The organism is Campylobacter sp. JH32 (genome assembly GCF_017846535.1).
Lineage (GTDB): Bacteria > Campylobacterota > Campylobacteria > Campylobacterales > Campylobacteraceae > Campylobacter_D > Campylobacter_D coli.
The window spans coordinates 72,502-98,447 of the sequence record NZ_JAEQBS010000007.1 but is presented as its reverse complement, the minus strand read 5'-3'; the positions used below and the strand labels follow the sequence as shown (position 1 = coordinate 98,447).

The 25,946-nt window shown below is 29.8% G+C and carries 23 protein-coding genes and 1 pseudogene; 18 read left to right on the top strand and 6 right to left on the bottom strand.

The features are described from left to right. The first annotated feature begins 12 nt into the window (after nucleotides 1–12). The 12 genes from KAR67_RS06505 (at nucleotide 13) to KAR67_RS06450 (ending at nucleotide 14,344) form a co-directional block, all read left to right on the top strand. Nucleotides 13–960, top strand: coding sequence for a KpsF/GutQ family sugar-phosphate isomerase (locus tag KAR67_RS06505; protein ID WP_192801076.1), 948 nt, complete (start codon nucleotides 13–15; stop codon nucleotides 958–960). After that, nucleotides 960–1,349, top strand: a complete 390-nt coding sequence (locus tag KAR67_RS06500; RefSeq protein WP_052774147.1) for an adenylyltransferase/cytidyltransferase family protein — start codon at nucleotides 960–962, stop codon at nucleotides 1,347–1,349. Before KAR67_RS06505 ends, KAR67_RS06500 begins: the two co-directional genes overlap by 1 nt. Nucleotides 1,350–1,786: 437 nt before the next feature. After that, on the top strand, nucleotides 1,787–2,542 hold the full coding sequence (locus KAR67_RS06495; protein ID WP_209830597.1) for a LicD family protein: 756 nt from the start codon (nucleotides 1,787–1,789) through the stop codon (nucleotides 2,540–2,542). Between the two features lie 15 nt (nucleotides 2,543–2,557). Next, complete coding sequence (locus KAR67_RS06490) at nucleotides 2,558–7,333, top strand: CDP-glycerol glycerophosphotransferase family protein (RefSeq protein ID WP_079460445.1); 4,776 nt, start codon at nucleotides 2,558–2,560, stop codon at nucleotides 7,331–7,333. Further along, a complete protein-coding gene (locus KAR67_RS06485; protein ID WP_072238007.1) occupies nucleotides 7,330–8,088 on the top strand; it encodes a glycosyltransferase family 10 in 759 nt (252 codons plus the stop codon). The genes KAR67_RS06490 and KAR67_RS06485 overlap by 4 nt, the downstream gene beginning before the upstream one ends. Before the next feature lie 16 nt (nucleotides 8,089–8,104). Beyond that, nucleotides 8,105–8,797, top strand: a complete 693-nt coding sequence (locus KAR67_RS06480; protein ID WP_126681075.1) for a hypothetical protein — start codon at nucleotides 8,105–8,107, stop codon at nucleotides 8,795–8,797. Between the two features lie 22 nt (nucleotides 8,798–8,819). Continuing rightward, nucleotides 8,820–9,881, top strand: a complete 1,062-nt coding sequence (locus KAR67_RS06475) for a GDP-L-fucose synthase (protein ID WP_052774150.1) — start codon at nucleotides 8,820–8,822, stop codon at nucleotides 9,879–9,881. Beyond that, complete coding sequence (locus KAR67_RS06470) at nucleotides 9,878–11,041, top strand: DegT/DnrJ/EryC1/StrS family aminotransferase (RefSeq protein ID WP_052774151.1); 1,164 nt, start codon at nucleotides 9,878–9,880, stop codon at nucleotides 11,039–11,041. Before KAR67_RS06475 ends, KAR67_RS06470 begins: the two co-directional genes overlap by 4 nt. Next, on the top strand, nucleotides 11,038–12,069 hold the full coding sequence (locus tag KAR67_RS06465; protein ID WP_052774152.1) for a GDP-mannose 4,6-dehydratase: 1,032 nt from the start codon (nucleotides 11,038–11,040) through the stop codon (nucleotides 12,067–12,069). The genes KAR67_RS06470 and KAR67_RS06465 overlap by 4 nt, the downstream gene beginning before the upstream one ends. 3 nt (nucleotides 12,070–12,072) lie before the next feature. After that, nucleotides 12,073–13,092, top strand: a complete 1,020-nt coding sequence (locus KAR67_RS06460; protein WP_126656000.1) for a dehydrogenase — start codon at nucleotides 12,073–12,075, stop codon at nucleotides 13,090–13,092. Beyond that, complete coding sequence (locus tag KAR67_RS06455; RefSeq protein WP_192801072.1) at nucleotides 13,080–13,685, top strand: D-sedoheptulose 7-phosphate isomerase; 606 nt, start codon at nucleotides 13,080–13,082, stop codon at nucleotides 13,683–13,685. The genes KAR67_RS06460 and KAR67_RS06455 overlap by 13 nt, the downstream gene beginning before the upstream one ends. After that, entirely contained in the window at nucleotides 13,673–14,344 is a 672-nt protein-coding gene (locus KAR67_RS06450) for a nucleotidyltransferase family protein (protein ID WP_053877518.1), read from the top strand. The genes KAR67_RS06455 and KAR67_RS06450 overlap by 13 nt, the downstream gene beginning before the upstream one ends. On the opposite strand, the gene KAR67_RS06445 is transcribed toward KAR67_RS06450, so the two are convergent. After that, entirely contained in the window at nucleotides 14,337–15,782 is a 1,446-nt protein-coding gene (locus tag KAR67_RS06445) for a DNA/RNA helicase domain-containing protein (RefSeq protein ID WP_052774155.1), read from the bottom strand. The two genes, KAR67_RS06450 and KAR67_RS06445, sit on opposite strands and share 8 nt — an antisense overlap. 55 nt (nucleotides 15,783–15,837) lie before the next feature. Between KAR67_RS06445 and KAR67_RS06440 the strand changes: the two genes are divergently transcribed. From KAR67_RS06440 to KAR67_RS06420, 5 genes are all read left to right on the top strand, one after another. Next, nucleotides 15,838–17,865: a capsular polysaccharide biosynthesis protein gene (locus KAR67_RS06440; RefSeq protein ID WP_192801071.1), complete on the top strand. Its 2,028-nt coding sequence runs from the start codon at nucleotides 15,838–15,840 to the stop codon at nucleotides 17,863–17,865. Beyond that, nucleotides 17,862–19,046: a capsule biosynthesis protein gene (locus KAR67_RS06435; RefSeq protein WP_192801070.1), complete on the top strand. Its 1,185-nt coding sequence runs from the start codon at nucleotides 17,862–17,864 to the stop codon at nucleotides 19,044–19,046. The genes KAR67_RS06440 and KAR67_RS06435 overlap by 4 nt, the downstream gene beginning before the upstream one ends. A gap of 67 nt (nucleotides 19,047–19,113) precedes the next feature. Further along, the gene (locus KAR67_RS06430) at nucleotides 19,114–20,235 is read left to right on the top strand and encodes a DUF829 domain-containing protein (RefSeq protein ID WP_192801069.1); all 1,122 of its coding nucleotides are present in this window, start codon (nucleotides 19,114–19,116) and stop codon (nucleotides 20,233–20,235) included. Beyond that, a complete protein-coding gene (locus KAR67_RS06425) occupies nucleotides 20,232–21,602 on the top strand; it encodes a cytochrome P450 (RefSeq protein ID WP_002792165.1) in 1,371 nt (456 codons plus the stop codon). The genes KAR67_RS06430 and KAR67_RS06425 overlap by 4 nt, the downstream gene beginning before the upstream one ends. After that, nucleotides 21,599–22,021, top strand: a complete 423-nt coding sequence (locus tag KAR67_RS06420) for a hypothetical protein (RefSeq protein WP_002779166.1) — start codon at nucleotides 21,599–21,601, stop codon at nucleotides 22,019–22,021. Before KAR67_RS06425 ends, KAR67_RS06420 begins: the two co-directional genes overlap by 4 nt. A 2-nt stretch (nucleotides 22,022–22,023) precedes the next feature. Here KAR67_RS06420 and acpS read toward each other — a convergent pair whose 3' ends face one another. Both acpS and fliL read right to left on the bottom strand, forming a co-directional pair. Further along, entirely contained in the window at nucleotides 22,024–22,371 is a 348-nt protein-coding gene (gene acpS, locus KAR67_RS06415) for a holo-ACP synthase (RefSeq protein WP_002779165.1), read from the bottom strand. Then, nucleotides 22,371–22,907, bottom strand: a complete 537-nt coding sequence (fliL, locus tag KAR67_RS06410; protein ID WP_002779164.1) for a flagellar basal body-associated protein FliL — start codon at nucleotides 22,905–22,907, stop codon at nucleotides 22,371–22,373. The genes acpS and fliL overlap by 1 nt, the downstream gene beginning before the upstream one ends. A 111-nt stretch (nucleotides 22,908–23,018) precedes the next feature. On the opposite strand from fliL, the gene KAR67_RS06405 reads away from it, so the two are divergent. Continuing rightward, nucleotides 23,019–24,383, top strand: a complete 1,365-nt coding sequence (locus KAR67_RS06405; RefSeq protein ID WP_002779163.1) for a phosphomannomutase/phosphoglucomutase — start codon at nucleotides 23,019–23,021, stop codon at nucleotides 24,381–24,383. Between the two features lie 221 nt (nucleotides 24,384–24,604). On the opposite strand, the pseudogene KAR67_RS09900 reads toward KAR67_RS06405, so the two are convergent. The 3 genes and pseudogenes from KAR67_RS09900 to nadD form a co-directional block, all read right to left on the bottom strand. Continuing rightward, a pseudogene (locus KAR67_RS09900) lies at nucleotides 24,605–24,880 on the bottom strand (hypothetical protein). A gap of 133 nt (nucleotides 24,881–25,013) precedes the next feature. Continuing rightward, on the bottom strand, nucleotides 25,014–25,340 hold the full coding sequence (gene rsfS, locus KAR67_RS06395) for a ribosome silencing factor (protein ID WP_002779159.1): 327 nt from the start codon (nucleotides 25,338–25,340) through the stop codon (nucleotides 25,014–25,016). A gap of 28 nt (nucleotides 25,341–25,368) precedes the next feature. Further along, nucleotides 25,369–25,914, bottom strand: a complete 546-nt coding sequence (nadD, locus tag KAR67_RS06390) for a nicotinate (nicotinamide) nucleotide adenylyltransferase (RefSeq protein ID WP_002779157.1) — start codon at nucleotides 25,912–25,914, stop codon at nucleotides 25,369–25,371. Between the last annotated feature and the right edge of the window lie 32 nt (nucleotides 25,915–25,946).

The window sequence follows — 25,946 nt, the reverse complement described above, 5'->3', positions numbered from 1 at the left end:
TATACAATGAAAATTGATGCTTTAAAGATAGCTAAAGAAGTTTTTGCGACAGAGGCTAAGGCTATAGAGGATTTGGCTTTAAATTTGGATGAAAATTTTTCTAAAGCCATAGAACTTATGCTTCATACAAAGGGGCGTTGTATAGTCAGTGGCATGGGAAAATCAGGTCATATAGGGGCTAAGATAGCTGCGACTTTAGCAAGCACAGGAACTCCAAGCTTTTTTATCCATCCTGGAGAGGCTTTGCATGGAGATCTTGGGATGCTTACTCCTGATGATATTTTGATAGCTATCTCAAACTCAGGTGAAACTGAAGAGATTTTAAAAATCATCCCTGCAATTAAAAAACGCAAAATCCCTCTTATAGCTATGTGTGGAAAGGAAAACTCTACCCTTGTAAAACAAGGGGATATTTTTTTAAATATATCCATAAAAGAAGAAGCATGTCCTTTGCAACTTGCTCCGATGTCTTCGACAACCGCTACTTTAGTAATGGGTGATGCTTTAGCAGCAGCTTTGATGAAGGCTAGAAATTTTAGACCTGATGATTTTGCTCTTTTTCATCCAGGTGGAAGTTTGGGTAGAAAGCTTTTAACTAGGGTAAGCGATTTAATGGTATCAAAAAATCTTCCTATAGTTCATCCTGATACTGAATTTAACAATCTTGTTGATGTGATGACAAGTGGGAAATTAGGACTTTGTTTGGTGCTTGAAAATGAAAAGCTAGTAGGTATTATAACCGATGGGGATTTGCGCCGCGCTTTAAAGGCTAATGATAAACCTAGATTTGATTTCAAAGCTAAAGAGATCATGAGTATAAATCCTAAAGTGGTCGATGCTGATGCTATGGCAAGTGAAGCAGAAGAGATCATGCTAAAGTATAAAATCAAAGAAATTGTTGTTTCTAAAGAAGATAAAGTAGTAGGTATCATACAGCTTTATGCGATAGGGAGGGTATAGTGAAAAATGTAATAACTTTTGGAACTTTTGATTTATTTCATTACGGTCATTTAAGGATTTTAGAAAGAGCTAGCGAGTTAGGCGATAGGCTTATCGTAGGTGTTTCTTCGGATATGTTAAATTTTTCAAAAAAAGGAAGAAAACCTATTTGTAGTGAAAATGAAAGAATGAAAATTATTTCAGCATTAAAGTGTGTTAATGAAGTTTTTTTAGAAGAGTCTTTAGAACTTAAAGAAAAATACATTAATAGATATCAAGCTGATATTTTGGTAATGGGTGATGATTGGAAGGGAAAATTTGATTGTTTTAATAAAATTTGTAAAGTAGTATATTTGGAAAGAACTCCGAGTATTTCTACAACAGAAATTATAGAAATGATTAAAACATGACATTAAAAACCAGTTTTAGAAAAGCCTTAAGGGATTCTAAAAATCTTTCTTTTATACAAAAATGTTTAGCATTTTATATGGTTAATTTAATGCAAAAAAAGGCTAAGCATTCAAAACTATTAAAGGTTTTTAAAATTTGTGCTTTTTTTCGGCAAAAAATAGTATATTTTTATCAAGCGGAATTTAATTATTATCATAGCAAATATGATATATCTATAGATTGTATCGATTATTTTTTGAAATTTTATCCAAAGCATATAGAGGGCAAATATCTTAAAGCGCAGTTATTATTGTCGCTCAACAAAAAAAGGGAATCTTGGGATATTTTGATCGAATGTTTAAACTCAACAAAAAGGTTAAAAACTTGGTTATTTCTAAGTAAAATTGCTCAAAATCAAGACGATAATGTTAGATTAGAGAGGTTGTGTTTGCAATATATGCAAAATTATTCCCAACAAGAGCAAATGATTATACGCGGTTATTTAATATCTGCTTTTAAAAAAAATCATGATTATACTCGAGCTAAAGAATATATAAAAAAAAATATAATGGATTATCCTTTAGAAACTGTGAGTAAAAAAAATAAAATGATAAAACAAGATGCAATAGATGCTCTAAGAGATATAAAAAAAATTCTTGATAATATTGGAATTAATTTTTTTTTGGTTAGCGGTACATTTTTAGGCTGCATCAGGGATAGTGATTTTATAGGATATGATTATGATATTGATATTGGAATTTGGAGTGAGGATTATAGCGATAAAGTAAAGAACGAAATTTTAGAATATGGGGTTTTTATTCAGTATGATTTAAATTGGATTGGTGGTTTAAAATTAAAACATGCTAATGGTGTAAAAATAGATGTTTTTTTACATTTTAAGGAGTATGATAAGATATATCATCAAGGAGAAGTGGTTAAGTGGTACAATACTACTTTTAAATTACAAAAATATAATTTCATTGGTGATGAATATTATGGATTTAAAGATTTTGATAAATATTTAAGTGAGAACTATGGTGATTGGAAAATAAGAAAAATGGATTTTGATAATATTTTAGATACTCCAAATGCTGTTATTATAAATAAGGATGCATTTGTTGTTCATTTATATCAATTATTGATGAGTCGATATGCAAGAAAAAATAAAAATAAAATACTGACTCACTTAAAAGAGCTTGAAGAAAAAATATAAAACTAAAGGAGATAAATGATGTTTTGGATGTATTATTTTTTTGGTATATGGTATTACCATAAAAAGAAAGATTATAAAAAAGCTCAAAGTTATTTTTTAAAAGCATTAAAAAGACAAGAAGAACACTCAAAATGTAATTTCAAACTTGGTATGAGTTATTTTAAGTTGAAACAATGGAAAGAGGCAAATGAGTTTATTTTTAAAGCTTTGACTATAGATCCATCAAAAAAATCTTGGGGGGTTCAGTTAAAACAAACAGAAAATCATCTAAATAATACCTATACGGCTACTAAATTATGGTGGAAAGAAGTTGAGGATTTAAAAAAGCAAATCCAAAATAAAGGAAAGAATTTTTTTATATGTAGAGATCTTGCAATAGCCCTTGAAAATATGAAAAGATATCATGAAGCTGCAGATTATTACAAGCAAGCTATCGAACTTAATGATAAAAAAGATTCAATGCTGTATTATAAATTAGGTTATTGCTATGAAAGTAAAGGGCATGATAGTGAGCCAAATATCGAGTTATCGAAAAAATATTATGATAAAGCGATAAAATATGATGAAGAATTGGATGCGCAAAAATTTGGTATCGGAATTTTTCATGAGAAACAAGGACTTTGGCAAGAAGCAAATAAAGCATATTTAGAGTATTATCAAAAAACCCAAAATTTAGAAAATGATGATTTGTTATATAAAATAGCTTTTAGTTTTGAGAAATTATATGATTGGCCTCATGCTGAAATCTATTATAAAGAAATTTTAAAATATAACTACCAGAATTCATATATACATTATAGATTGGGTTATGTATTAGAGAGGCAAAATAAACTAGAAGAAAGTCTCGTGTATTATAAAGAATGTTCTAATAGAGCAAATGAATTACCTCAAAAAATTTTTTTTAAAATAGGAGAAATTTTAACTAAATTAAATCGTCCAGAAGAGGCAGTAAAATTTTTTCTATACACACAAGATTATAAGGATGCAAGTAATTATAAAGATGTTAATTTCTCAAAAAGTGCTTATTTTTACCAAAAATGTATTTATACTGAATTTTATGAGAGTGAAAAAGTAATAGATACTTTTATTTTATATCAATCTCATACAGCAAGAAATATGTCATGCAATCCGTATGCTATTTTTAAATATTTGTTGCAACATAGTGATTTTAAAAATTATATTCATATATGGGCTGTGAATGATATTGAAAGTGTTCCTAAAAAATATAAAAAATTGAAGAATGTTGTTTTGGTAAAACCTGGTAGTGTATTGTATTTGAAATATTTGGCGTGTGCAAAATACTTGATCAACTCCGGATCTTTTTTTAGATTTTTCATTAGAAAAAAAGAACAGAAATATTTAGCTACTTGGCATGGTACACCTTTAAAATTTTTGGGTAAAGATATCAAAAGAGGTTTTTTAGATTACGAGGTTACTCAAAAAGACTTTTTGCAATCTACTCATATTATTGCACCTAACAAACATACAGCAAGTGTGCTAATTGATAGATATGATATAGAAGGGATTTATTCGGGAATGGTATATGAGAGTGGTTATCCAAGAATAGATACTACTATAAATATTACAGATGCGGAGAAAAAATTAATAAAAAAACAATTGGGAATTAAGGAAGATAAAAAAATTATTCTTTATGCGCCAACTTATAGAAATTCTTTTGAAAAAGCTGATTTGAATTTTGAACAAGTGCGTAAGGATATCGAAATACTACAAGAAAGTACGGATTATACAGTTTTATATCGAGGTCATTATACAACTGAACAGAATACTAATATTTTAAGTGTTTCAAGAGAGATAGATACCAATGAGTTATTATCTATTGTAGATGTTTTAATTACTGACTATTCTTCGATATTTTTCGATTTTATGGTATTAGAACGACCTATTATATTTTATGCTTATGACTATGAGCAGTATAAAAATGAACATGGATTGTATTTTGATTATATAAAGTTGGAATGTCAAAACTGTACAAATATAACTGAAGTTGTAGGAAAGCTGAATAATCCAGTTAAATTAAAGCAATGTATTATTAGATCCGATATTGCTCAAAATTTTATTAGTTATGAAGATGGAAATGCTACAAAAAGAGTAGTTGATATGTTCTTTTTTGATACATATAATAATGATAGAATTTACAAAAAAAATACTACCGAAAAAAAACAAATTCTTATTTCTTCTGGATTGTTTGCTAAAAATGGTATTACAAGCTCTTTTTTAAATTTTATTAATGCTATTGATTTGAATTTTTACTCTATTTATTTGGCTGTTGATACTTGGCAGTTAAAAGGGAAAAAAGATGTTGTTGAAAAATTAAGAAGATTGAATGAAAAAATTCATATTTTAGGAAATCCTAATATTATCAGTCAAACTATGGAAGAGAACTATTTATTAAACCATCCAGTTTATAAAATTTCAAGAACTAATGAAGCTCAGGAAAAAATTTTTTCTAATATTTTTTCACGGGATTTTAGATGTTTGTATGGAGAATCTAAATTTGATGGACTAATTAGTTTTGATGGATATACTGAGCTTTGGATTTATAGGTTTGCCTATGCTGAGACTAATGCAAAAAAAATTATTTATTTGCATAGCGATATGTTGAATGAGTACAATATAAGATATCCTTATCTTGAAAGAATTTTTAATGTATATAAGTATTTTGATTATATATTTTCAGTATCACAAGAATTGAGTGATCTAAATAGGGATAATTTATCATCATTATATGGTATTCCAAAACATAAATTTGATTATATAAATAATATAATTAGTGATGATGATATTTTATTTAAAAGCAATTTTAGATTAGAATGTCAAAGCGATGAAAGACTATATGAAAAAGATTATAAGATATTTATCACAATCGGCAGACTTTCTCCTGAAAAAAATCATATTGGTTTGATTCAAGCATTTTGCAAATTCCATCAAAATTATTCTAAAACTAGACTTATTATATTGGGAGATGGTCCATTAAAAGAAGAGTTGCAAGAATATATCCGTAAAAATGATCTAGGTGATTGCATTTTTATGTTAGGAATTAAAAGCAATCCATATCCATACTTAAAAAAAGCAGATTGTTTTGTATTGAGTTCATTACATGAAGGGCAACCTATAGTTTTGTTAGAGTCGCTGGTGTTGTCAAAGCCAATTGTTGCAACTAATATATTAGGAAACAAATCTGTCTTAAAAAATTTTGGAGGAATTTTAGTAGAAAAAGATATAGAAGATATAGTATCAGGATTAAATAGTTTTATGGAGGGACATGCGGATGTGATAGAATTTGACTCTAAAAAATACAATAAAGAAACATTGAATAAATTTAATAGACTTTTTAAAATTAAAACCACAGTAGTTTTAAAAGAGAAAAATAAAGTTAATGCACCATGTATTATCATGGCAAAGCCTGATGGTTTTGGAATGAGATTATTTTCCTTAATGGCTGGGATGATTATAGCGGAAAAAATTGGTTTCTCATTTTATTTTAAATGGGTGGATATTGAAGATGTTATTGGAAATATTGAAGAAATGTTTAGTTCAAAAAATCATATACCATTTGCATTAGGTAAAGTAGAGGAAATTTTTGATGAAAAATTTATACATAAATATTATATTGAAAATCAAGAAATAAAATCAAATCATGGCTTTGGAATGCACCAAAAATGTAAAAATTTTGATGATATTCAAAATGGTTATTATGAACAGCCTTGGGGTTGGTATTCTCCAGGAATAGGAGGTGGAGCATTGAGTCAATGGATTAGTGATTATGAAGAAGAACAATGTTATAAGGATTTTAGGCAAGTTTATAAAAAAATTCAATTTTCTGAAAAATACCTTAATATTATAGAAGATGCTAAAAGTATTGCTAAGAATTTAGGACATTTTGTTTCAATACATATTAGAGGTGCTGACATAGTGTTTTCTTCAAGTTATAAACAAGCTTCATTGTATGGTTTTGTAGGAGATAAATATTTTCCATATGAAATAGCAATTGAAATTATTAAAAGTGAGTTGAATAAAAATAATACAATTATTGTGTTTAGTCAAGATGTTAAATCTAGTGAAAAGTTGATTGACTATTTTAAAAATTCTAAAATTATACTAGCAGATGTTTTTGCTAAAAAATATACTGATACAACACAAAGAGCTTTTTTTGAGATTAATTTGATGTCGCACTCTGAGTTAATATATACACCTGGAATCTCGTTACAAAAATCTGCTTTTTCACAATGTGCTTCTTTTATTTCAGGAAATAAAAAAGATGTTTCTTTTCATGAAGTATTTTCTTTAAATGAGCAGTTTGAAATTCTTAATAGAAATATACAAATTTTAGATTTAAATCCATTATATAGATCTATGGCGTATTTTAGGTTATATCAACTTTCTTTATCATTAAAGAAAAACCTTAAATATGCTTTTGAATATATTGAAAAAGCTATTGAAAACGACAATGACAATATGGCGTGGAAAATACATAAATGTTATTTGCTTATTCTAAATAAGGATTATAATAGTGTTGAAGAATATTTAAAGAAAGAAATGAATAATAGATTTTTTCATACTTTATTTATGTACAGAGGTAATGTATTTAGAGAAATTATGAAAGATATATTAAAGTGTACTATTATGCCAAATTTACCTTATATGTGTTATTTGCAATACAATATATATAAGCATGAAGGAAAGTTAAAATCATTTCAAAAGTTTTTTCAAAAAGTTATTAAAGAGAATAATACTTTTAAAGTATTAATAGAGAGAGGAGTAAAGTTATGAAAAAAATCTATCTAAAATATGTAGATAATTGGTATAATGGAAAAATGAATGAAGGTGATTTTTATAACAATTTTATTATTCGTCTATTAATCAATAGATTATCACATAAATATGAAATTTTATTTAGTGATAAGCCAGACTACCTAATTTATGGACCTTTTGGTTATCGAAATAATTATGAACACTTAAATTATGAATGTATTAGAATATCTTTGACTAGTGAATATATTCAAACTGATTGGAGTATAGCAGATTATGGTATAGATTTTGATTTCATAGATTTTCAAGATAGACATTTAAGATTTCCTTTTTATTTTTTATATCATGCAGATGATATAAAAAAGGCTATGGTAAAACATATTAATCCAGATTTTCAAAGAGATAAATTTTGTGCATATATGGTTACTGATCCTTCTAGAATAGAATTTACCCCAAGAGATTTATTTTTTAAAAAATTGTCTTTATATAAGAAAGTAGATTCTGGTGGTAGGCATTTAAATAATATCGGCGGTCCTATCGGAAATCGTTATGGAAATTTTTCAGATAGTAAGAATAGGTGGCTAAAAAATTATAAATTTAATATTTGTTTTGAAAATGGTAGTTCTCCTGGTTATATTACTGAAAAGCTATTTCAAGCTTATGCTGGTGGTTGTATTCCTATATATTGGGGTGATATTAGTTTAAGGAGTGGTGAAAATGAGTTGGCGAATAAAGGAGGCATAAAAGAAGTAGAGGGGGGGGGGTATATCGAATGAAATAGTAGAACAAGGCATGAGATACAAAACACGAGAGATAAATCAATATATACCAAGAATATCAGAGAGCTTGATAGATTATAAGATTAATCTAAAAAGTTTTATTAATGCGCATGATTTTTCTAGTTGGGATGAGTTGATAGATTATATTAAGTATATTGACAATGATTATAATGCCTATTCTAGTATGCTTAAAGAACCTGTTTTTTTAAATGATTTTAATCCTGTAGATTTTTACGAAAAGAAACTTGTTGCTTTTTTTGACAATATTTTTTCTCAAGATTATAAAAGTGCCTTTAGAAGAAAATGCGGAATACACGTTTTTAGAAAATTTGAATTTATGAAAACAGGCATAGAAGTACCTATATTAAAAAAACAATTAGAGGCAAAAAATAACACTGATTATAAAATTGAAAATTTATCACAAGAGATAGATAATATGAGACAAACTGTTGTAAATTATAAAATTAATAATTTCTTAAGTTATAAATTGGGATTTGCAATGTATAAATTAAAAAACAATATTTTTTATATGCTGGTTATGTTGTTTATAATAAAAAAAAATCATTTATTTTTTCAAGAAAATCGTATAAATAAAAGGTTATATAGGCATTTAGGAAAAATGGCGATTTTTGCATATAAAAATTGGTATAATAATCAAGGAGTAAGAGCTTTAAAAAAGATTATAAAGATGCTAAAGAGTGTTTAGCTTTTGGATAAGGATAAAGATTATGCTACAAAAAGAATCTAAGATTTATATAGCTGGAAGTTCCGGAATGGTAGGATCTTCAATTGTTAAATATTTAAAAAGGAATAACTATAATAATCTAATTTTTAAAAGTCATTCCGAGCTAAATTTATTAAATATGTCAGATGTTAATTCTTTTTTTAAGAATAATCAGCCAGAGTATGTTTTTTTGTGTGCTGCTAAGGTTGGTGGAATATTAGACAATAAAAATCATAAAGCTGATTTTATTTTTCAAAATCTTCAAATTCAAAACAATATCATACATCAATCTTATTTACACGGAGTAAAAAAACTAATTTTTATTGCTTCTACTTCTATATATCCAAAGGATTTAAATGAGGTTCGAGAATCAGATTTAATGAAGGGAGAATTGGATTATTCAAATGAATCTTATGCTATTGCCAAGATAGCAGGTCTTAAAATGTGTGAAGCATATAATATTCAGTATAATACAAATTTTATTTCACTAGTGCCTACTAATTTATATGGTGAAAACGATCGATTTGATTTGGAAAAAGCTCATGTTGTACCAGCATTAATACGAAAATTTCATTTGGCTAGATTACTAATGGAAAAGAGGTATGAAGAGATACTGCGCGATTTAAAAATTAAAAATTTAGAAGAAGCTGAAAATTATTTAAATCAATTTGGGATTAATAACAATAGTTTGATAATATGGGGGAGTGGTAACGCAAAAAGAGAGTTTTTACATGTTGATGATTTGACTGAAGCATGTATTTTTACTATGAATAATATTAATTTTAAGGATTTATATAAACCGTCAGATTTGGAAATCAAAAACACGCATATTAATATTAGCCCAAGCTGCAATACTTCTATTGGGGAATTGGCGTTTATTGTAAAAGATGTTGTGGGATATAGTGGGAATGTTTTTTTTGATAAGACCAAACCTGAAGGTGCTTTAAATCGTTTTACGGATTGTTCTAAAATGCATTCATTGGGTTGGCATCATAAAATTAGCCTTGCAGATGGGATAAAAAAGTTATATAATTGGTATTTAAAAAAAAATAAGGAGGAAAAATGAAATATTCTTTAGCTTCATCTACTTGGGATGAGAAAGAATTACAAGCAATACAAGATGTTATTAAAAGCGATATGTTTACTATGGGTAAAAAAGTAGCTGAATTCGAAAAAGATTTTGCCAAATTTGTGGGTTCTAAGTATGCTGTTATGACAAGCTCAGGTTCTACTGCAAATTTGATAGCAACAGCAGCATTGTTTTATACTAAAAATCCTAAGTTAAAAAGAGGAGATGAAGTAATAGTCCCTGCTGTATCATGGAGTACTACTTATTATCCACTTTATCAGTATGGTTTGAAGTTAAAATTTGTAGATATAGATCTAGAAACACTAAATTATGATTTGGAAGCATTAAGTAGTGCTATTAGCGATAAAACAAAAATGATTATGGTTGTAAATTTATTAGGCAATCCTAATGATTTTGATGCGATTAATGATCTTATAAAAGAAAAAGATATTATCTTACTAGAAGATAACTGCGAATCAATGGGCGCAGAGTATAAAGGAAATCAAGCTGGAACTTTTGGTATCATGGGAACTTTCTCGACATTTTTTTCTCATCACATGGCTACGATGGAAGGCGGTTTTGTTGTTACAGATGATGAGGAATTGTATCATATATTGCTTTGTTTAAGAGCGCATGGTTGGACGAGAAATTTACCAAAAGAAAATTTAGTGGCCAATAAAAGCAATGATTGGTTTAGCGAATCATTTCGTTTTGTATTACCAGGATACAATGTGCGTCCTGTAGAAATGAGTGGAGCTATAGGCATAGAGCAACTTAAAAAATTACCTATGTTTTTAAAACACCGCAGGGAAAATGCTAAATTATTTTGCGAGTATTTTCAAAATCATCCCGAATTTATTATACAAAAAGAAATCGGAAGTAGCTCTTGGTTTGGATTTTCATTAGTGATTAGACCAAATTCTAAATTGCAAAGAAAAGATATTATTAAAAAATTAGAAGAAAATGGCATAGAGTATCGTCCTATAGCTACGGGTGATTTTACTCAAAATGAAGTGATTAAATACTTTGATTACGAAATTCATAATGAGCTTAAAAATGCAAAATATATTCACGAAAGAGGGTTTTTTGTAGGGAATCATCAGTTTAACATTAGTGAACAAATTAATTTATTTAAAAAAGTATTGGATAATCTATGAAAAAAACAGCATTAATTACTGGTTTTACAGGGCAAGTTGGCTCGCAAATGGCAGATTTTTTACTAGAAAATACAGACTATGATGTTATAGGCATGATGCGTTGGCAAGAGCCAATGGATAATATCTATCATTTAAGCGACAGGATAAACAAAAAAGATAGGATCAGCATTTTTTACGCTGATTTAAACGATTACTCAAGTATTCAAAAGCTTTTTGAAAGCAAAAGACCTGATGTGATCTTTCATCTAGCTGCACAGTCTTACCCAAAAACTTCTTTTGATATACCCATAGAAACTCTACAGACAAATATCATAGGCACAGCAAATATTTTAGAAAATATTAGATTATTAAAAGCTAAAGATGGCTATGATCCTGTGGTGCATGTTTGCTCTTCTAGTGAAGTTTATGGCAGGGCAAAAGTGGGTATCAAGCTAAATGAAGATACGACTTTTCATGGTGCAAGCCCTTATAGTATAAGTAAAATTGGCACGGACTATTTAGGAAGATTTTACGGTGAGGCCTATGGTATAAAAACATATGTTACCAGAATGGGAACTCATAGCGGCCCAAGACGCTCCGATGTGTTTTTTGAAAGCACTGTTGCAAAGCAGATCGCCTTGATCGAAGCAGGGTATCAAGAGCCTGTTGTAAAAGTAGGAAACTTATCTAGTGTAAGAACCTTTCAGGATTGTCGTGATGCTATAAGAGCTTATTATCTACTTTCATTAGAAAGTGAAAAAGGCAATGTTCCTTGTGGAGAAGCTTTTAACATAGCCGGTGAAGAAGCCTTTAAACTTCCTGAAGTTATTGATATACTTTTAGGTTTTTCTACAAGAAAAGATATCAAAGTGGAGCAAGATGAAGAAAGATTACGTCCTATTGATGCAGACTATCAAATGTTTGACAATACTAAAATCAAAAGTTATATCAATTGGAAGCCAGAAATTCCAACTAGAAAAATGTTTGAAGATTTGCTAAATCATTGGAGAAAAGAAATCTCCATGGGCAGAATCCCACTTAATAGGTAGTAAATTATGATAATCCGTTCTCAAACACCTTTGCGTTTAGGTTTGGCCGGTGGGGGTACTGATATAAATTTATATTGTGATCAATACACAGGTTATGTTTTAAACGCGACAGTATCTCTTTATGTGCATTGTACTTTGACAGAAAGAAATGATCAAAAAATCATTTTTGATTCTTCTGATACTGGCATAAAAGTAGAGTATCAAAGTAAAGAGTTTTTAGAAAATGATGGTAAATTAGATCTTTACAAAGCGATTTATAATCGCTTGATAAAAGACTATGTTAAAAGACCTTTAAGTTTTTCTTTGCATACTTATTCAGATGTACCAAGTGGTAGTGGACTAGGGGGTAGTTCTACTTTGGTAGTAGGTATCATCAAAGCATTTGCAGAATGGCTCAATCTTCCTTTAGGTGAGTATGAAATCGCTCGTTTGGCTTATGAGATAGAAAGGGAAGATATGGCTATAGTAGGGGGTGCACAAGATCAATACGCTGCGACTTTTGGTGGATTTAATTTTATGGAATTTTATAATCAAAAAAGAGTTATAGTCAATCCTTTACGCATTAAAAACTGGATAGCAAGTGAGCTTGAAGCTAGGGTTTTGCTTTATTTTACAAATATCACTAGAGAAGCAAAGGACATAGAAGAGCATAAAAAGGGAAAGTTAGGAGATGAAAACTCACTTAATGCTATGCATGCGATAAAACAAGATGCGTTAGATATGAAAGAAGCGTTATTTAGAGCTGATTTTGAAAAAATAGCACAAATTTTAGGTAAATCTTGGCAATCAAAAAAGATTATTTCCGAAATCGTTAGCAATGATGAGCTTGAAAGGATTTATCATTTAGCTATGGAAAATGGTGCTTATAGTGGCAAGACAAGCGGAGCAGGTGCTGGAGGATTTATGTTTTTTATGGTAGATCCTGTGAAAAAATATAAGCTTAAAAAAATTTTAAATGAACAGCAAGGCTATGTGCAGGAATTTTATTTTACAAAAGAGGGGGCAAAATCATGGAAAATTTAAACCTATATATAAAATCTCATTTTAGCGATTCGATGGATGTTAAAAATAAAATATTAAATGATGATAATATGATCAATTTGATCAAAGAAGTATCTTTAAAAGTTATCAGCGCTTACAAAAATGGCCATAAAACCTTGCTAGCAGGCAATGGAGGAAGTGCAGCTGATGCACAGCACATAGCAGGGGAGTTTGTAAGTAGATTTTACTTTGATAGACCAGGCATTGCAAGTATAGCTTTAACAACGGATACTAGTATATTAACAGCTATTGGCAATGACTATGGCTATGAAAATTTATTTGCTAGACAAGTGCAAGCTCAAGGTGTGAGTGGGGATGTTTTTATTGGAATTTCTACAAGTGGAAATAGTAAAAACATCTTAAAAGCTTTGGAGGTTTGTAAAGAAAAAGGAATTTTAAGCATAGGTTTAACCGGAGTTAGTGGCGGAGCTATGAATGAACTTTGTGATTATTGTATCAAAGTGCCATCATCTTGTACGCCAAGAATTCAAGAAGCACATATTTTGATAGGACATATTATCTGCGCTATAGTAGAAGAAGAGATTTTTGGCAAGGGGTTTGATTGCAAGCTATAGTTTTAGCTGGAGGCCTTGGTACTAGGCTTAGAAGTGTAGTGCAAGATCTTCCAAAACCTATGGCACCGATTAATGGAAAACCCTTTTTAGCTTTTGTTTTAGAGTATTTGAAAAAGCAAGGAATTACCGAGATTATTCTAAGTGTTTCGTATAAATATGAACTGATTCAAGAGTATTTTAAAGATGAATTTCATGGTATGAAAATACACTATAACATCGAAAAAGAGCTTTTGGGTACAGGTGGAGCTATAAAAGATGCTTTAAAATTGGTAAAAAATGAAGTCTATGTTGTAAATGGAGATACTTTCTTTGACATTGATTTAAAAAAGCTTGTTTTAAATGGTAGTAAAATTTGCATAGCCTTAAAACAAATGCAAAATTTTGATAGATATGGCACTGTAAATGTTGATGAGCAAGGTATTGTGACATCTTTTGAAGAAAAGGTGTTTAAAAAGCAGGGTTTAATCAATGGTGGTATATACTTACTCAAAAAAGATATTTTTGATGAATTTAGTTTAGAGAAGAAATTTTCTTTTGAAGAGTTTTTGCAAGAAAACTATAAATCATTAAAAATACAAACCCAAATTTTTGATGATTATTTTATAGATATTGGTATACCTGAGGATTATCAAATTTTTTGTAATTATTTATTTACTTGATATTATTCATAATTTTCATACAATTCATGAAAACTTCTTCATTATTAATTATTAATATAAATAATTTTTTTCTTACTCTGCTCATAGCTTGAAACAAAGTTTCTATTGGATTATAATAAGTGTTAATTTTATAAGCTAATTTATTGTTATTGTAGTAAAAGTGTTGATCTATAACGACAAGCACATTATCATATTCTTGTCCTATTGATTTATGAGCACTTATATTAGAATCAAAAACTATATCATCTAATGTTTCTTTTCGGCGTACACTATTAGTTAGATAAATGTGATTGTAGTTTTTCGTATTTTTCAAATAGTGTATGTAATTTTTAGCACTATCTAAGTTCTTTTCGTAATGTATTGTAGTATTGTTATAGTTATAATTTTTATTTTTATATTTATTGACTTTATTTAGATCAAACATTTGATATATAAAAGCAGCTAACTCTTCGTTATGTCTTATTTTTTTACTTAGTTTATATTGTATATTTGAAATATCTTTGATTTTCTTTACGGTTTCTTTGGCGTCGTTATAGCTGTTTAGTTTTTGATTTTCATCATGCGAAAATATAATTATTTTTCCAGTGGATATAAATTTATCAACTTGAGATAAGCTTATTCTTTGAGATTCATCAACAATAATAACATCACAGTCTTCTATAAATTTCTGATTAAACTCCTTGATTGTTATAATATTCCATTTATTTTCTTTTAATTTTTGTATCCCATCATTTGCTTGAGCGCAATGCACTATGCAATTATTTTGTAAGTTTTTTGCTATGTCATATATAAGGAGTGTCTTTCCTGTTCCAGCCACCCCTTCTATTGAGAAAATTTTATTGCTTGCAATTTTTTTTAATAAGTCATTTTTAATCTCTTCTTGCTGTTGAGTTAAATAATATTTACTATTTAGAAAGCTAGAAGTATTATTAAATGGAGATATTAAAAAATTAAGCGGAGAAAATAAAGCATTTAAATGTTCTGTATAGTCTTTAATCTCGCTAAGATTTGATATTAATAAATCTACTGTATAATTTACTAATTTGTTATTTTCTAATATATATATTAAATTACCCTCTTTTATATATACACAGCAAATTATTTTTTTGTTAAGCATGGATAAATAATAGTGATTTCTTTTTAATTGAAGCAAGATTTTATTTTCTTCTATATACTCGGATTTTAATTCGATATTAATAATTGTATCTTCTCCAATTTTTAGCAAATCAAATTCTTTTTCTATATGAGGTAGTTTATAACTAATGTAGTAATTTTCAAATATATCCTGTTCTTTTATATGTTGACTGTTTAAAATTTCACAAAAACTCAATAAGGTTTCTAATTCATACTGTTTTAATGTTAGTTTTAAAAGTTTTATGATAAAGTTAAAATCGTTATTGGTTTTACAAAAATTATATATAGTTAGTATATTAAACATATATTATCCTTATATTGAGTATTTTGTATATTATCATAAAAAATAAAGAATTATTATGAAATTTCGCACCACTTCAAAAAAACTTATAAAAAATGTTAAAGATTTTCACAAGATAGCCTTATATAAGGCCTATAAAAGCATAGATAAAGAAGATGTTTTTGTAGGCTGGGGCAGGAAAAATTCAGGTTTAAAGGCTATGAGTTTAGCTAAAAAACATCATACCAAATTTATGCTTTTAGAAGATGGCTTTTTACGCTCGTTAAATTTAGGCGTAGAAAATAGTCCGAGTTTTTCTATAGTTAAAGATGATGTGGGGATTTATTATGACGCAAATACTCCTTCAAGACTTGAAAATATTTTAAATACCTATGAGTTTAGCCCCAAAGAGCTAGCTTTGGCAAAAAAAGCTATAGAGCTTATTAAAAAAGAAAAACTCAGCAAGTATAATAACAATCTTTGCATACCCCAAGAGCTTTTCAGCGCCAATGAAGAACGCGTTCTAATTATCACTCAAGTGGCAAATGACGCTTCACTTCGATTTGGTTTAGCAAGTGATTTTTCGACCCAAGATATCATAAATGACGCCCTAAAAGAAAATCCAAACGCTAAAATATATATCAAAATCCATCCTGATGTGCTAAGTGGTAAAAAGCAAAGCGATTTTAGCATGCAAGATTTGCCCAGTAGATGTGTGATTTTAAAAGAAAATTATAACCCCATAGAGTTATTAAGTCATTTTAAAAAAGTCTATACTAAGACTTCAGGCATGGGTTTTGAAGCTTTGATGTTAGGATGTAAATGCGTGTGTTATGGTATGCCTTTTTATGCAGGATGGGGGCTAACTCAAGATAAGCTAGAGTGCAAAAGAAGAGTTAAAAAAAGATCTTTAGAAGAAGTTTTTTGTGCCGCTTATATCCTATACAGCGAGTATTTTAATCCTTATTTGAATCAAAAAAGTGATATTTTTGATACTATTTTTACCCTAGCAAGATACAAAAAGATAGAGCAAGCAAATTCTCATACTTTGTATTTTTTAGGTTTTTCTAAATGGAAAAGGGAATTTGTAAAACCATTTTTCAAGGCCAAAAACAATAAAATTATTTTTTTAAACTCACTTAATGAACTTTACAAAGCGAATTTAAATTCCGAAGATAAAATCTTCATTTGGGGTAAAAAGTATGATAAAGCTTTGCTAGCTAAAGATTTTAACAATGAATTTTTTTTAGTAGAAGATGGCTTTTTGCGCTCGGTTTTTTTGGGTTCAGACCTTACACGCCCTTTTTCTTTGATAGTAGATAGCAAGGGTTTGTATGTAGATCCTAATCACCCTAGCGATTTAGAAGAGCTTTTACAAAATCATGAATTTGATGATACTTTAAGACAAAGAGCCAAAAAGCTCATCACTACCATAACACAAAATAAATTTTCAAAGTACAACGGATTAAAGCATGAAAAACTTGACTTTAATACAAATAAAAAAATCATTCTCATCCCCGCTCAAGTAGAAGATGATGCTTCGATGATCTTAGGTGGAGCAGGTTTTGACACCTTAAAGCTTTTGCAAAGCGTAAGAGCTGCAAATAAAGACGCCTTTATCGTTTTTAAGCCTCATCCTGATGTTTTAAGTGGAAATCGCAAGGGTTTAAAGGATAAAGATATCATTTTAAAATACTGCGATGAGATCATAGAAAATGTCAGCATAGACAGCGCCATAAATGCATGCGATGAAGTACATACCATCACTTCTACAAGTGGCTTTGACGCTCTTTTGCGTGGTAAAAAAGTAGTGGTATATGGTAAACCTTTTTATGCGGGCTGGGGTTTGACTCAAGATTTACATCACATCTCAAGACGCACAAGAGTGCTTAGTTTAGAAGAGCTTGTGGCAGGAGTTTTGATCCTTTATCCAAGATATATTCATCCAAAGAGTAAAAATTTATGTGAAGTTGAGCTTGCTTTGGATATAATGCTTGCTTTGCAAAAAGATTATTTTTCAAAAAGATGGCTAAAAATTTTAATTGATTTTAGAATTTTAATGCTTAGAAAGATAAGAAGAATAGGTGAAGTTTTTATAAAAAGATGAAATTTAGCGATAAGATTAAAAAAGAATTTAGCGGTAAAACTGTCTTGCTTTTACAAGGACCTGTAGGCACTTTTTTTCACCGCCTTGCTATAAAGATGAAAAAAAATAAAACCAAAGTTTTTAAGCTTAATTTTAATGGAGGGGATTTTCTTTTCTATCCAAGTGGAAAAAGGTGCAAGTGCGACGAAAAGGATCTTGAAAATTTTTATGAGAGCTTTTTTAAAGAAAAAAAGATAGATGCTATTGTGATGTATAATGATTGCCGTTTGATCCATGCAAAAGCTATCAAAGTAGCTAAGGAGCTTGGCATTGGTATTTGGATTTTTGAAGAGGGGTATTTAAGGCCTTATTGTATCACTTTTGAAAAAGATGGGGTCAATGCAAACTCCTCCTTGCCTCGCGATAAAAATTTCTATCTTTCTTGCAATATCCTTACAAAAGAAAGCATAAAAGAAATTCCAGGTGGTTTTAAATTTATGGCCTTTAGTACTTTTCTGTATTGGCTTTTTTCTTTTCTGCTAGCTCCTTTTTTTAACAACAAGCTTCATCATCGCACCTTATTTCCTTTTGAATTTTTATTTTGGTTTAGATCTTTATATAGAAAATATCTTTATAAACTCACAGAAAAAAAACTCAATCAAAAAATTTATAGCCTTGAAAAAAAGTACTTTTTGGCTATTTTGCAAGTTTATAATGATACGCAAATTAAGCACCATTATAAAAAAAGCATAGAAGAATTTATAGAAGAGCTTATCCTTTCTTTTGCAAATCACGCAAGAGCAAAGTCTTATCTTATCTTTAAACATCATCCTATGGATAGGGGATATAGAAATTATTCTAAACTTATAAATGAGCTAAGTCAAAAATACCATGTAGAAGGAAGAATTTTCTATGTACATGATACTTATTTGCCTACTCTTTTAAAAAATGCTTTAGGTTGTATTACGATCAATTCTACAGTAGGTTTAAGTGCTATTTTAGAGGGTTGTCCTACTAAGGTTTGTGGAAATGCATTTTACAATTTTGAAGGCCTAGCTTATCCTAAAAAACTCCAATTTTTTTGGCGCGAAGCTCATGCTTATAAACCCAATCCTAGCTTGGTTATAAATTTTAAAAACTATCTTTTAAATACAAATCAATTCAACGGCAATTTTTACAAAAATCCGTTTTTAAGTCGATAAAAGTCCGATTAAGACAGCTTTTAAAACAAAATGTTATAATCCTTGAAAAAAAAGAAAATGAATTTTTATGGATAGAGAAGTATTTTATATAGCAGGCTATGATCCTAAGAGTTATAGATTTTATTATGATTTATTTAAGAAGAATTTAAAAGATTATTCTCATAGATTTGATCTTAAAGCGGACTTAAGCGGGATTGAAAAGAATGGAAACTTTCCATTTTTTAGGATAAATTGTGAAAACACTCAAACACGCTATCATTTTTTAACTTGGAATGATATAGTTAAAAAAAATTGGTCTCAAAGTTATAAAGATGCTTTGATGGATTGTTATAGTTTTTTTAGAATTTATACCATTACTGGGCTTTTTCTTAAATTTGGTAAAGAATCGATTTATCAGCTCATCACAGGTTATTATCCTTTCTTTTATGTTATTTTTTCTTTGTTATTATCTTTAGGCTTAGCTTTGGGAAGTTTTGTTTTTTTGCAAAATCATATCCCTTCTTTTTTGGCGATTGTTATAGGTATAGTTCTAGGATTTTTACTCAATCGTTTTTTATTCAAGCTAGGTAGAAAATTGGCTGTATTTTGGATAGCAAGGATATGTGCTTTTTGTGCTGCTTGGAAAGAGAAAAGATTGGGGGCTATGGAGCAAAGGATAAAGCTTTTTGCAGATGAAATTTTAAAGTCTTTAAAACAAAATGAAAACAGGCAAGATTACGAACTTATCTTAGTAGCTCACAGTGTTGGAACCATAGTTTGCATAGAAGTTTTAGAGCATATTTTAAAACAAAATTTAGATAAAAGAGTATTGGACAAATTAAAAATTCTTACACTAGGAGAATGCATTCCTTTAACAAGCTATCAAAAAAATGCAGACGATTTTAGAAAAAAACTTGAATTTGTTTCTGCATTTGATTTAAAATGGTATGATTATACTTCAATAATCGATGGAGCGTGTTTTCCACAAGTGGATTTTTTCCGTACAAGCGGGGTGCAGGCTAACTTTACCCCACCATTTTTAAGTGCTAAATTTCATACTTTGTATGAAAAAAATGAATATAAAAAAATTAAAAGAGATAAAAATAAAGCACATTTTTTATATCTTTATAGTCCTCATATTAAAGGGAGTTATGATTTTTTTGCTTTCGTTGTGGCACCTAAATTTTTAGAAGAAAAGGTAAAGATATGAGTCAGTGTCCATTTTTTCCCAAACCCTATAAAAATAAAGCTTCAACACTTTTAACCTTTTTATTAAAACGCAGATCATGGCTTGATGGTCTTTATGAGCGTAGCTATAAAATGCAAACAGGTTATGTAAAAATGCCAAATTTTGATCTTTATGTGATCAACGATACTAAAGAAGTTAAAAGAATGATGGTGGATGAGGTTAAAGAATTCCCAAAAAGTGCATTTTTACATGAGCTTTTAAGCCCTCTTTTAGGGGAGAGCATTTTTACAACAAATGGTGAGGTTTGGAAAAAGCAACGCGAACTTTTACGCCCAAGTTTTGAAATGACTCGTATTTCAAAGGTTTTCAATCTCATGAGTGAAGCAGTAAGCGATATGATGAAGCGTTTTGAAAAATACCCTAATGCTTCTATTATCGAAGTGGATGAGGCTATGACTTTCATCACTGCTGATGTCATTTTTCGTACCATCATGTCTTCTAAGTTAGATGAAGAGCAAGGAAAGAAAATCCTAGATGCTTTTGTGACTTTTCAAGAACAAAGCGTACATACGGCTATGCGTCGTATGTTTCGTTTCCCTAAATGGCTTTCTTATGTGTTGGGTGATCGTAAGCGTGCTAAAGCGGGCGATGTGATCAGGCAAGCTTTAAGTGATATCATAAAGCCAAGATATGATGCAGTAAGTAGCGGAAAAGCTGAAAATTTTGAGGATATTTTAGGCTCTTTACTCTTAGTAGTAGATGCGCAGACTAATCAACGCTTTTCTTTTGAGGAAATTCTAGATCAAGTGGCTATGCTTTTCTTAGCAGGTCATGAAACAACAGCAAGCTCTTTAACTTGGACGCTTTATCTACTCAGCCTTTATCCTGATGAACAAGAAAAAGCTTATAAAGAAATTATTCAAGTTTTACAAGGTGAAAATATACAAATTTCACATTTAAAACAGTTTAGATACCTAACTCATATTTTTAAAGAATCTTTAAGACTTTATCCTCCTGTAGGCTTTTTTGCAAGAGAAGCAAAAAAAGATACAAAGGTAAGGGATAAGATGATTAAAAAAGGCTCAGGTGTTGTTATAGCACCTTGGCTGATACACAGACATGAAGGCTTTTGGGCTAATCCGCATGAATTTAAACCTTCTCGTTTTGAAGGCGAGTATAAAAAAGATGCTTATTTACCTTTTGGAGTAGGAGAGAGAATTTGTATAGGTCAAGGTTTTGCGATGCAAGAGGCTATTTTAATTTTGGCCAATATCTTAAAAAAATACAAATTAGAGCTTGAAGAGGGTTTTGTTCCAGATGTGGTGGGTCGTTTAACCATACGTTCTGCAAATGGAATGAGGATAAAATTTAGTAAAAGAGAGTCATGAAAAGAGTCAAAGCAAGAATTCGTGCCAATTTTCGCAACCGCATTAAGCGCAATCTAAAAGGAAGTTTAAAAGAAAAACTAGCAGGGACGATCTTACTTTGCGCCATAGTACCTTTGGCAATTTGTGGATATTTACTCATAGTGATAGTGGGAACTTTTTTTAATACAGCTAGAGCAAGGCAAGGTGTAAGAGCTTTGGATCATTTTGTAAATGCAAGTTTGTTTAATGGCTATGCTTGGGAAAGTGTATCTTCACACGCGTGGCGCGAAAGAAATAGAAAAAAATGGGCAAGGGTAGTGATTAAAATCACAGATTTTTTTCAAAAAGATCATTGCAAAAGAGCCAATAAAAGAGAACAACCTGTCGTTGATTTTATACTTTCAAGAAATTTAGATAAACAAACTATAGGTAAGAGATAAAATTAATCCAAAGCAACTACTGCAATAGCAAAACCATTATCATGTGAGATGCTAAGAGAGGTAGAATTGATTTTAAATTTTTCTAATACATGAGAAGCGAGTTTTAAATGAGGAGCATTTTTGCTGTCTTTTGAAATTTCTATATCCAAAAAGCCACATTCTTTTGAAATTCCTACGCCTAAAGCTTTACTTGCTGCTTCTTTTGCAGCCCAAAAACCTGCTAAAGTTGAGCTAGATTTTATCAATTTTTGCTCATTTTGGTTTAGAAATTTATCAAGAAAAGCGTTGCCATGCTTTTGATAGATTGTATCTATCCTAGAAATGGCAACTATATCACAACCTATACGCATCAAGAAACTACAAAATCAGTAAAATAAACATTTTTGATGAAGCCATCGGTAAGAATTTCGTTGATTTTTCCAACAAGCTCATCCTTAAGTCTTTCTTTGCCTTTTTGCGTGCTAACCTCTTCAAAGGTTTTTGCAGTTAAGGTGCGGATAATGATATCGCGAATTACCGCTACTTTTTTATCAAGCTCAGGTTTTAAAAGCTCTGTATTTTGCTCTAATTCTATAGTGCATTTTACATATCTTGAGCCGCTATCACTAAGTAAATTTAAAGTAAAAGGATCAAGAGGATACATAGGTCCTATATTTGCAAAATCACTTCCACGTTGCGCCGGTGCTGTCACTTTAGCCTTATCGGTTTTTGCCTCTTCTTTTGGAGCTGCTTTGACTTCGCTTTCATCGCTTGAGCTACTTGAAATAAGCCATGCAATCACACCCATGATGCTAAGAAGTAGAACAAAAAGTAAAATCACTATAATGATAACAAGCGAACCGCCTTTTTTCTTTTTTTCTTCGTTATTTTCTAATTCTTCATCCATTAATTTTTCCTTTATTTAGTGAAATTAATGTAAAATTGTAGCAAAATTTTCTTTTCTATCCAAATTTTACATTATAAAAAGAAATTTATTAAAAAGATTTAAGGAAAAATTATGCTAGATGTGATTTTTAGAGAATACGACATACGCGGACTTTATGGCAAAGAACTCAATGAAAAAAGTGTCAAAGCTATAGGTTTTTGTTTGGGACAAACTATGCTTGCAAAAGGTTGTAAAAATGTAAGCGTGGGTTATGATGCAAGATATAGTGCTGATGAGCTTTATAGATATCTAGTTAGCGGGCTTAATAAAGCAGGCATACAAGTTTACAACATAGGACTTGTCCCCACTCCACTTGGATATTTTAGCCTTTATGAGGGTATGAAATTTGATGCAAATATTATGATCACAGGTTCGCACAATCCAAAAGATTATAACGGCTTTAAAATCACCATAGGTAAGGAAAGTTTTTTTGGAGCTGAACTTAAAGAATTTTCAAAAGAAGTTTATAAGCATTTAGAGGATGAGATTGAAGAAAATTTAGAGGCTCAAAAATACGATATTTTAAGTCTTTATGTGAATTTTATGTGTGAGCAATTTAACTTTTTAAAGGATTTTAATTATAAATTTGCAATCGATTGCTCCAATGGAGCCGCTGGGGTTGTTATAGAGCCTTTAGTAAAAGCTTTAAATTTAAAAGCTCATGTTATGTTTTCAAATCCTGATGGACAATTTCCAAACCACGAACCTGATCCTACAGAAGAAAAAAATTTGCACGCTATAAAGAATTTTTTAAATGAAAATCAAGAATATCCTTTAGCATTTGCTTTTGATGGGGATGCTGATAGAATGGTTGCTTTGAGTAAAACTCATATTTTTTGTGGGGATGAGCTTTGTTATTTGTTTGCAAAAAATATTCCTAATCCTAGAATTTTAGGCGAGGTAAAATGCTCTAAAAATCTTTTTGATGAGGTGGCAAAATTTGGTACTATTTTTATGGGAAAAACAGGACATTCAAATATTAAAAAAATGATGAAAGAAAAAGATATTGACTTAGCAGCTGAAGTAAGCGGCCATATTTTCTTTAAACACAGATATTTTGGATATGATGATGGAATTTATGCTTTTTTAAGAGCTTTAGAACTTGTTTATAAGGGCTATGATTTAGAAAGTATGATCAGTGCCTTGCCAAAACTTTACACTACGCCTGAGATTAAAATTCCAGTAAGCGAGGAAGAAAAATTCAAACTTGTGGATGAATTTAAAAAAGCGATAGAAAAGGGTGCCTTAGAAGGAGTAAAGAGTCTTTGTGAAATCGATGGAGCCAGGATTGATTTTGGTGATGGATGGGCTTTACTTCGTGCGTCCAATACCAGCCCTTATCTTATCACGCGTTTTGAAGCAAGTTCTTTGGAGCAAGCAAAAGAACTTGAAGCTAAAGTATTTAAACTTTTTAATGATATTAAAGAATCGGTTTAATAAGTATTTTAGGTTTATTTGTAAATTTAGAGAAAAGCACGAAAACAAGAGCTTTTTTTCATTTATATAACGCGTTGTTTGTGTGAGAATGTAGTAAAAATATACACTAAAGATCCACTTTTATGATAAAAAACTTAAACAAAATTGTGTGTACATTTTTCCTAAAAGCCTTTGATGGTATTTTTGCCACACATCCAAGCCTTGAAAAACGCATAGGATATTTAGAAAAATATTTTGGAGATTCGTTCTAAAAATGGCATAATAATTGCAACGATTAGTAAAATTGCAAATGCCAAACAAAAAAGATTTTCTAAAAAATAAAAAGTTTTGCCTAAAAAAGAATTTTCTAAATGAAAGGGCACAAGGATGATAAAGACTACTCTAAGTGGGATTAAAATCATTCTTATTTGAAGGAAAAATTTTAAAAATTCTCAAAAATCACTATCAAATAAACCAAATAAGATAATTAAACCAAAAAAGAAGAGATATCCGCCCAAAACATGGGCGAATTGAAATTTAAACGATATCTTACTTGACAATGAGGGCAAAAAAGCTCATTGGAAAACTCAAAAAAATCATAAAATTTGTTTATTTTTTTGAAATTTTTAGTGTATTTTTTGCATTTTAAGCTTATGCCTTGATTTTTTTAAGACTTTCTAACAATTCTTCTATATTGTAAATTCCTCGGTGCTCAGGTGTTAAAAGATGGATAAGTATATCACCTAGATCAATGACACTCCATTCTTCACTGCTTTCTATATTTAAAAATTCTTCACCCTTGGCTTTGAGTTTGGTTTTAAGTTCATCGATTAAAGATAAGGCATGTTTTTCACCCAAGGTAGCTGCGATGATGACATATTTTACAAAATAATCTTGCTCGCTCATATCAAAGGTTTTTATGTCTTCAGCTTTTTTTTCATCTAAAATTTTAACGATTAAATCTACTCTTTCTTGCATTTTTTTCCTTTAAATTTTTGAAATTGTATCAGTTTTTTTGTAATTTTTCATAGTAATTTTTCACTTCATTTTTAATTTCATCGCAAACTTCATGGGTATCTAGGGTGCTTCTTATGAAAGATGAGGCGATTTTTATATTGGTTTTTAAATCTTTAAAATTTTTTGGAATTTCTATATCATTGCGATTTGCGATGATAAATTCTACTAAAGAATTAAGTCTTTCAAAATCATGCCAAAGATGAAGTTTTTCTAAATGATCCGCACCGATTAAAAGATAAAATTTGCTAGGATGATAAATTTTATAAAGATATTCTACGCTTTCAATGCTTGGTACGGGGCGTTTCTGCTTGATCTCAAAGTCGCAAATTTCTACTTTTTCTAAATTTCCCCAAAGTTTATTTACCCAAGCAAATCTTTGTTTTTCATCGGCAAAAAATCCTTTTTTAAAAGGATTGATAAAAGTAGGCACAATAATGAGTTTATCGATATCAAGTTTTGCCAAAGCTTCTTTGATAATAGCGTCATGTCCTTTGTGTGGTGGGTCAAAACTGCCACCAAAAAGTGCAATTTTCATTAAAATTTTAACCTTTTTTTAGTAAAATATTA

Bases quoted from the DNA above. Each gene is read 5' to 3' on its own strand.
- KAR67_RS06495 (WP_209830597.1), top strand. From the start codon at position 1,787: ATGCAAAATTATTCCCAACAAGAGCAAATGATTATACGCGGTTATTTA.
- KAR67_RS06490 (WP_079460445.1), top strand. From the start codon at position 2,558: ATGATGTTTTGGATGTATTATTTTTTTGGTATATGGTATTACCATAAA.
- KAR67_RS06485 (WP_072238007.1), top strand. From the start codon at position 7,330: ATGAAAAAAATCTATCTAAAATATGTAGATAATTGGTATAATGGAAAA.
- KAR67_RS06480 (WP_126681075.1), top strand. From the start codon at position 8,105: ATGAGATACAAAACACGAGAGATAAATCAATATATACCAAGAATATCA.
- KAR67_RS06475 (WP_052774150.1), top strand. From the start codon at position 8,820: ATGCTACAAAAAGAATCTAAGATTTATATAGCTGGAAGTTCCGGAATG.
- KAR67_RS06470 (WP_052774151.1), top strand. From the start codon at position 9,878: ATGAAATATTCTTTAGCTTCATCTACTTGGGATGAGAAAGAATTACAA.
- KAR67_RS06465 (WP_052774152.1), top strand. From the start codon at position 11,038: ATGAAAAAAACAGCATTAATTACTGGTTTTACAGGGCAAGTTGGCTCG.
- KAR67_RS06455 (WP_192801072.1), top strand. From the start codon at position 13,080: ATGGAAAATTTAAACCTATATATAAAATCTCATTTTAGCGATTCGATG.
- KAR67_RS06445 (WP_052774155.1), bottom strand. From the start codon at position 15,782: ATGTTTAATATACTAACTATATATAATTTTTGTAAAACCAATAACGAT.
- KAR67_RS06440 (WP_192801071.1), top strand. From the start codon at position 15,838: ATGAAATTTCGCACCACTTCAAAAAAACTTATAAAAAATGTTAAAGAT.
- KAR67_RS06435 (WP_192801070.1), top strand. From the start codon at position 17,862: ATGAAATTTAGCGATAAGATTAAAAAAGAATTTAGCGGTAAAACTGTC.
- KAR67_RS06430 (WP_192801069.1), top strand. From the start codon at position 19,114: ATGGATAGAGAAGTATTTTATATAGCAGGCTATGATCCTAAGAGTTAT.
- KAR67_RS06425 (WP_002792165.1), top strand. From the start codon at position 20,232: ATGAGTCAGTGTCCATTTTTTCCCAAACCCTATAAAAATAAAGCTTCA.
- KAR67_RS06420 (WP_002779166.1), top strand. From the start codon at position 21,599: ATGAAAAGAGTCAAAGCAAGAATTCGTGCCAATTTTCGCAACCGCATT.
- acpS (WP_002779165.1), bottom strand. From the start codon at position 22,371: ATGCGTATAGGTTGTGATATAGTTGCCATTTCTAGGATAGATACAATC.
- fliL (WP_002779164.1), bottom strand. From the start codon at position 22,907: ATGGATGAAGAATTAGAAAATAACGAAGAAAAAAAGAAAAAAGGCGGT.
- KAR67_RS06405 (WP_002779163.1), top strand. From the start codon at position 23,019: ATGCTAGATGTGATTTTTAGAGAATACGACATACGCGGACTTTATGGC.
- rsfS (WP_002779159.1), bottom strand. From the start codon at position 25,340: ATGCAAGAAAGAGTAGATTTAATCGTTAAAATTTTAGATGAAAAAAAA.
- nadD (WP_002779157.1), bottom strand. From the start codon at position 25,914: ATGAAAATTGCACTTTTTGGTGGCAGTTTTGACCCACCACACAAAGGA.